5 protein-coding genes and 1 pseudogene are annotated in these 6577 nt (G+C 73.7%); 1 reads left to right on the top strand and 5 read right to left on the bottom strand.

The window, feature by feature from the left end:
- A partial coding sequence (locus AC2W7G_RS07100; RefSeq protein WP_485867817.1) for a PAS domain-containing protein occupies positions 1-226 on the bottom strand: 226 nt, incomplete at its 3' end.
- Between the two features lie 76 nt (positions 227-302).
- Entirely contained in the window at positions 303-1109 is an 807-nt protein-coding gene (locus AC2W7G_RS07095; protein ID WP_485867816.1) for an alpha/beta fold hydrolase, read from the bottom strand.
- Positions 1110-1252: 143 nt separating this feature from the next.
- Between AC2W7G_RS07095 and AC2W7G_RS07090 the strand changes: the two genes are divergently transcribed.
- Entirely contained in the window at positions 1253-1504 is a 252-nt protein-coding gene (locus AC2W7G_RS07090; RefSeq protein ID WP_485867815.1) for a mycoredoxin, read from the top strand.
- A 79-nt stretch (positions 1505-1583) separates the two neighbouring features.
- On the opposite strand, the gene nudC is transcribed toward AC2W7G_RS07090, so the two are convergent.
- The 3 genes and pseudogenes from nudC to AC2W7G_RS07075 form a co-directional block, all read right to left on the bottom strand.
- Complete coding sequence (gene nudC / locus AC2W7G_RS07085) at positions 1584-2465, bottom strand: NAD(+) diphosphatase (protein WP_485867814.1); 882 nt, start codon at positions 2463-2465, stop codon at positions 1584-1586.
- 20 nt (positions 2466-2485) lie between these two features.
- A complete protein-coding gene (locus tag AC2W7G_RS07080; RefSeq protein ID WP_485867813.1) occupies positions 2486-5632 on the bottom strand; it encodes an ATP-dependent helicase in 3147 nt (1048 codons plus the stop codon).
- A pseudogene (locus tag AC2W7G_RS07075) lies at positions 5629-6446 on the bottom strand (RecB family exonuclease). The gene AC2W7G_RS07080 and the pseudogene AC2W7G_RS07075 overlap by 4 nt, the downstream one beginning before the upstream one ends.
- Positions 6447-6577: the final 131 nt, after the last annotated feature.

The following is a 6577-nucleotide window of genomic DNA, read 5'->3' as shown; positions in this document are numbered from 1 at the left end:
GGCCGTCGCGGTCGAGGGTCGCGCTCACCAGCACCGGGACGCGCGTCCCGTCCGCGGCGACGACGTCCAGGGCGATCTCGCGCACCTCGCCCTGCATGTGCAGCAGCGGGCTGAAGTGCGTCTCGTGGTACATCCGCCCGCCGGCCGAGAGCAGGCTGGCGAAGGTGCGCCGGCCGACCAGGTCCTCGGCCGCGTGGCCGGTGAGCTCGAGGAACGTGCGGTTCACCCGGCGGATGGTGCCGTCGACGTCCAGGACCAGGTACCCGCAGGCGCCCGGTCGAAGAGGACGTCGGCCTCGGCGGTCATCGGGGCTGTCGCAGGAACCGGGAGATGGCGTCGATCGTCTGCTCCGGCGCACTGATGTGCGGGCAGTGCCCGACCGCGTCGAGCAGCTCGTAGTGGCAGTCGGGCAGGTGGTCGCGGACGTACTCGCCGGCCGACACCGGCGCGATGACGTCCTCGCGGCACTGCAGGACGAGGCTCGGCACGCTCACCTGCGGCAGGTCGGCGCGGTTGTCGGACAGGAAGGTCACCCGGGCGAACTGGCGGGCGATGTCGGGGTCGGTGCGGCAGAAGCTCGCCTCGAGCTCGTCGCCCAGCTCGGGCCGCTCGGGGTTGCCCATGATGACCGGGGCGAGCTGGCCGGACCAGCCGAGGTAGTTGCTCTCCATCGAGTCGAGCAGCTCGTCGATGTCGGCGCGGCTGAACCCGCCGGCGTACCCCTCGTCGTCGACGTACCGCGCGGACGGGCCGACCAGCACCAGCCGGTCGAACAGCTCGGGGGCCTTGATGGCGGCGAGGACGCCGATCATCGCCGAGACGGAGTGGCCGACGAGCGTGACCGGCCGGCCCTCCGACACCGCGGCGCACAGGTCCACGACGTCCTCGGCGTAGCCGGCCAGCGAGTCGTACTTCTGCGCGTCGTACGCCGACAGGTCCGACCGCCCGGCACCGACGTGGTCGAACAGGACGATCCGGTGGTCGTCGGCGAAGGCCGGGGCCGTGTATCGCCACATCTGCTGGTCGCAGCCGAAGCCGTGGGCGAAGACCATCGCCGGAGCGTCGGGACGCCCCGCGACGGTGACGTGGTGACGCTCGAGCAGGTCCATGCTCGCGACCCTAGCCCACCGGGCGCGCGGGGCCGGGCGAGCGACCGCCGGGCGGGGTGAGCGGGAACAACCGCCGCGTCCGCGTTGCTGACGTAGGTGCGGCCGCCGGTGGCGGCCCCGACGCAGCGTCAGAGAGGACCTCCATGTCATCGCAGTTCACCCTGTACTCGACCCCGTGGTGCGGCTACTGCCACCGGCTGAAGAACCAGCTCGAGCGCGAGGGCATCGTGGAGTTCGTCGAGGTCGACATCGAGCAGCAGCCCGAGGCCGCGAAGATCGTCGAGCAGGCCAACAACGGCAACCAGACCGTGCCGACGCTCGTCTTCAGCGACGGCACCGCGCTGACCAACCCGTCGGTCGCCCAGGTGAAGGCGCAGCTCGCCACCCTGAGCTGATCGGCTCCTCGCTGAGCGTGACCTCTCGGGTTGACCGACCCGTTCCACCTCCGAGACGTCACGCTCAGCGTGGTAAGAGTTACCAGGAGCCGGGGATCGGGCCGCCGTACCAGGACTCGATGAGCCAGCGCGAGATCGAGACGTGCGGCGGCGGCAGCACCAGCTCCCCGGACTCGCCCCACCGCGCGAGCTCCTCGCGCGTCACCCAGGTCGCCTGGGCGATCTCGTCGTGGTCGACCTGGATGTCGGTGGTCGTGGCCCGGCCGAAGAAGCCGACCATGAGGCTGGCCGGGAACGGCCAGGGCTGGCTGGCGCCGTAGCGCACCTCGCCGACCTCGACGCCGACCTCCTCGCTCACCTCCCGACGCACCGCGTCCTCGAGCGCCTCGCCCGGCTCCACGAACCCGGCCAGGGTCGAGAAGCGTCCCTCGGGCCACGCCGGGTTGCGCGCGAGCAGCGCGCGGTCGTCCGCGTCCGTGATCAGCATGATGACCGCCGGGTCGGTGCGCGGGAACTGGTCCTCGCCGCACTCGGGGCAGTGCCGCACGTGCCCGCCCTGACGCACCTCGGTGCGTCCGCCGCAGCGGGGGCAGAACGGGGTCGCGGCCAGCCAGCGCGACATCGCCACGGCATGGATCGCGAGCGACAGCTCGTCGGGGTCGAGCAGCGGGGCCAGCGTCCGGACGCTCACCGGGACCATCGCGTCGGGCACCCGGTCGACCACGACCGCCGCGTGCGTGCGGCCGTGCTGCTCGCCGAGCAGCAGCCACTCCCCCTCGGGCGCCTCGTCGCGCGTCATCCAGCGGACGCCCGGACCGTCGACCGTGGCGACGTGCTCGCCGCCGAGCACCATCACCCGCAGGCCCTCGTCGTCACGCCACTCGTCGAGCCGGCGGCGGTTGCCGGTGCGGTCGTGCCGGGCTCGGTCGAAGGCGAAGGGGGCGCGCTCGGTGTCGGTCACGCCGCCACGCTAGCCGCAGGTCACTCGGCCCACCCGAGGAGCCGCTCGAGCTCGTCGCGGCCCGGCAGGTCGTCGTGCCGCTCGACGGCGCCGAGCCGGACGTAGACGAACGCCGCACCCACCCGGCTCGGGTCGACGCCCTGCAGCTCGGCCCACGCCAGCCGGTAGATCGCCAGCTGCAGCGGGTCGGCGGTCTGGGCCGCGTTGGTCTTCCAGTCGACGACCTCGAAGCCGGGCTCGCCGTCCGGGCCAGTGGTCTCGTAGACCGCGTCGATGCGGCCGATGACCTGCTGGCCGCCCAGGACGATCGAGAACGGCGCCTCGATCGCGAACGGCCGCCGCTCGCCGTACGGGCCCTCGGCGAACGCCTTCATGAGCGCCTCGAGGTCGGAGTCGTCGACGATGTCGGACTCGGCCTGGCCGGGCAGGTCCTCGGGGTCGAGCAGCGCCTGCTGGTCGAAGCGGGCCTCGACCCACGCGTGGAACCGGGTGCCGTAGCGCGCCGCCGACGAGGGACGCCGGGGCATGGGACGCGCCAGGTTCGCGGCGTACCGCTGCGGATCGGCGTGCAGCGCCATGGTGGCCGTGGCCGACAGCGTCTCGGGCAGCTCGACGACGTTGCGACCGGCCTCGACCTGCTCGGCCTCGGCCAGCAGCAGCGCGATCTCGTCGGCCAGCTCGGCCACGCGTCCGTCGAGCTCGACCGGCTGGGCGTCGTCGCCGGCGTCGATCCGCTCGCGGACCGCCTGGGCCAGCGACGCGTCGACGCTCCAGCCGGGGCGCCGGGGCGGCCAGGCCAGGCCCACGCGCTCGTCCAGGTGCGGGTTCGGGGCGTCGTCCTCCGGCTTCGCCGCCCAGACCGTGGGCTCGCCGCCGTGGGCCACCACCCAGTCGCGGGTGGCCTCCAGGAAGGGCGACGGCCCACGCGGCTTGGCCTGCGTGCGTCCCCACCAGTGGCCGCTCACGTGCAGCTCCTGCTTGGCCCGGGTGAACGCCACGTAGGCCAGGCGCCGCTCCTCCATGAGCGAGTCCTCCTTGACCGCGGCCTTGAACTCGCGCTCGCCGGTCGGGGTCCAGTCCTCGATGTCGGGGACGGACGCGTGGTCGCCGCGCAGCTCGGCCGGCAGGGTCTTCGCCGAACCGATCCAGCGCTCGCGGCCCTTGCCCGAGGGGAAGACGGTGGCCGACATCATCGGCACGAAGACGACGTCCCACTCCAGGCCCTTGGCCTTGTGCGCGGTGAGGAGCTTGACCGACTCGGCCTCCGACGGCGTGGAGACCTCCATGCCGTCGTTGTACTCGTCCTCGGCCCGCAGGTAGGCCAGCAGACCGGTGAGCGAGGCGAACCGGTCGGTCTCGGCATACGCGGCGACGGCGTCCATGAGCAGGGCGACGTTGTCCATCGCGGCCGGGTGGTCGCCGGACTCCAGCTCGAGGTCGAGGTCGAGCGCCACCATGGCCCGCCGGGCCAGGTCGACCAGCGGCTCGCCGACGTGCTTGCGCAGGTAGGTCAGCAGCGCCGACAGGTCGCGGAAGCGCTCGAGCGCCTCGGGCGAGTAGCCCAGGTCGCCGGGGTCGTCGACGGCGTCGGCCAGCGAGACGACCTCGGTCGGGTCGGAGCCCTCCACGGCGCGGGCCAGCTCCTCCTCCAGCGTCGCCTCGGCGTCCGGACGCCCGGCGCCGCGGGTGAGCATGGACGCCCGCCGGCCGAGCAGCGCCAGGTCGCGCGGGCCGACCGCCCACCGGGGTCCGTCGAGCAGTCGCAGCATGGCGGGGTTCGCCGTGACGTCCTCGAGCACCTCGAGCACCGACAGCAGGTCGGCCACCTCGGGCTGGCTGAGCAGACCCGTCAGGCCGACGATCTCGAACGGCACGCCCGCGCCCCGCAGGGCGGCGACGATCGCCTCGTTCTCGGCGCCGACCCGCACGAGGATGGCGATCTCGCGCAGCGGCGTGCCGGCCTCGTGCGCGCGCTGGACCCCGGCCACGACCGCCGCCACCTCGTCGGCCACCGTCTCGTGCAGGGCGACGGTGATGCGTCCGGCGTCCGAGCGGGCCGAGCGCAGCGGGGTGACCTCGCCGGTGGTGGCGTAGAACGGCTGCACGACGCTGTTGGCCAGGTCGATGACGCCCGTGGGGCAGCGCCGGGTCTCCGACAGCGACAGCCGCGCGCCGGGGCGTCCGGGCACGGGGAAGTCCTGCAGGAACTCCAGCAGGTTGTTCGCCGCCGCGCCGCGCCAGCCGTAGATGCCCTGCGCCGGGTCGCCGACGGCGGTGACGCACAGGCCGGCGAACAGCCCCTTCAGCAGGTCGCGCTGGGCGACGGAGGTGTCCTGGTACTCGTCGAGCAGGACGACGTCGAAGCGCTCGCGCAGCGCCGCGGCCACGTGCTCGTCCTGGGCCAGGGCGGCGCCGAAGTACATCTGGTCGGAGAAGTCCATGACGCCGTCGACGCGCTTGAGCTCGCGGTACTGCTCGACCAGCTCGGTCAGCTCGGCACGCTTGCGCGCGGTCTCGGCGGCGTTGCGCAGCACGGCCGGCTTGTTGCCCTGGGCCTCGGCGAGCGCGACCAGGCCGCGGGCGTGCTCGCGGACGGCCTCCGGCGTGGTGAGGTGCTCGGCGATCTGGCCGTCGAGCGCGAGCAGCTCGCCGACCAGCGTCGGGAGGTGCGTGCCGACGTGCTGGAGCGGACGCTCGAAGGTGCGCACGGCCATCGCGGCGCGCTGGAACCGCGAGGCGTCCGAGACGACCCGCAGGTCGGGCTCGACGCCGAGGTTGAGCCCGTGCTCGGCGATGAGCGTGCCGGCGAACGCGTGGTAGGTCGCGGTGGTGGGCTCGCCGTCGCCGAGCGCCTGCCGCTCCCCCAGCGCCTGCAGCGAGCGGCGGATGCGCAGGCCCAGCTCGGCCGCGGCCTTGTTGGTGAACGTCAGGCCGAGGAAGCGCTCGGGCGCGACGCCGTGGTGGCCGACCAGCCACACGACGCGGGCGGCCATGACGGTGGTCTTGCCCGACCCGGCGCCGGCGATGATGACGCTGGCGGTGTCGAGCGGCGCGGTGATCGCCGCCCGCTGCTCGTCGGAGAACCGGAAGCCCTCGATGCCGCTCATCTCGCCGAAGAGCCGGTCGAGGTCGTCGAGGTCGTGCAGCACGCTCTCCCGCCCGCTCACTGGCCACCTCCGAGGATCGTCTGGCCGGCGTCCTTGGTCGGGCACACCCGGTGGAACGCGCAGTACCCGCAGGCCTTGTCCGAGGGCGTGGCCTCCCACGCCTCGTCCTTGATCGTGCGCACCGCGTGGGCGAGCTGCTCGACGGCGAAGAACGGCTCGTCCGCGCGCGGCGCGTCCTGCGGCTGCACCTTTGGGTAGCCGGGCACCTTCGTCTCGTCGTTGCGCAGCTGGACGAGCTCGGCGCCGGCCGGCGGCGCGCCGGGGGCGAGCTCCTCGGCGGCGCCGTGCTCGACGGCCAGCTGGTAGAAGCCGAGCTGCGGGTGTGCGCCGACCTCCCTGGCGCTCGGCGCGTTCTTGGACGTCTTGAGGTCGATGACGTGGACGCCGCCGGCGTCGTCGAGCTCGACCCGGTCCATCGATCCGCGCAGGACGACCTCGCGCCCCTCGACGGTGAGCGTCACCTCGAAGGGGTGCTCGACGGCCAGCGGCGTGCGTCCGTGCTCGCGGTGCCAGCGCACGAAGCGACCGATCGCCTCGACCGCCGCCTCGCGCTCGCGGGCCTCGATCCAGGGGGCGTTGAACTCCAGCTGGTGCCACACCGCGTCGAGCTCGGCGGCCAGCGTGGCGCGTCGTCGTCGCGGTCGCGCCGCACGACGTCGGCGGCCAGGGCGTGCACGAGCGAGCCGAACCCCTGCGCCGACGACGTGCCGGCGCCGGCCTTGGCCTCGTGCTCGAGGAACCAGCGCAGGGAGCACTCAGTCAGCGTGCTGACCGAGCTGCCGGACAGCCGGATCGGGCGCTCGGGGTCGTGCACCGGACGTCCGGTGTCGGTGCGCTCGCGCAGGCCCCACCACCGGTCCGGGTGGGCCCCGCGTGCGGCGGGGTGGGCGGCGAGCCGGGCGAGCTGGTCGGCGACCTGCGCCCGCACCTGCTCGTCGTCGGTGG

The organism is Aeromicrobium sp. PFPM2_SD2 (assembly GCF_057364525.1).
The sequence above is the reverse complement of the archived record's forward strand: the minus strand, read 5'-3'. Positions and strand labels throughout refer to the sequence as shown.

Bases quoted from the DNA above. Each gene is read 5' to 3' on its own strand.
- AC2W7G_RS07095 (WP_485867816.1), bottom strand. From the start codon at position 1,109: ATGGACCTGCTCGAGCGTCACCACGTCACCGTCGCGGGGCGTCCCGAC.
- AC2W7G_RS07090 (WP_485867815.1), top strand. From the start codon at position 1,253: ATGTCATCGCAGTTCACCCTGTACTCGACCCCGTGGTGCGGCTACTGC.